General features: G+C 29.6%; 1 pseudogene. It reads left to right on the top strand.

Annotated elements, in window-relative coordinates:
- Window positions 1-187: 187 nt before the first annotated feature.
- Window positions 188-446 (top strand): annotated as a pseudogene (locus IU405_RS00030) (DUF4861 domain-containing protein); the annotation flags it as partial.

The following is a 446-nucleotide window of genomic DNA, read 5'->3' on the forward strand; positions in this document are numbered from 1 at the left end:
GTAGAAAATAGTGGTAAATACGGAATTCTTATCAAAGGAAGAGAACAAAGTATTGTTGAAAATGTAACGTTGACAAATGTGCATATAAAAAATGCAAAAACGCCAATGTCTGTTGAAAATTGTGAACCAATTATTTTCAAAAACTCCACTATTAATGGAGTGAAATATTAATTTATCCATTCAAATCATGAAAAAAGTAATCTTTATTTTTCTTTTTATTACAAGTTTTTTTTCTTGTATAGTTAAAAAAAATGTCATAAAAACATCGCCAAAAACCTATGCTGAAATTTCAATTGCACAAGGTGGAGATTGGGTTGATGGTCCAAGAGGACATAAAGAATATTCTAATGGAACCTCTTTCAAAAACATCTCAAATTTGAATGTTCCAAAAGAACACACAGATCATTCTTGGTTTATTCGTTACGAAGGTCCAGGTTGGGAAAATA

The sequence above is a fragment of the Polaribacter sp. BAL334 genome (assembly GCF_015767435.1).
Taxonomy (GTDB): domain Bacteria; phylum Bacteroidota; class Bacteroidia; order Flavobacteriales; family Flavobacteriaceae; genus Polaribacter.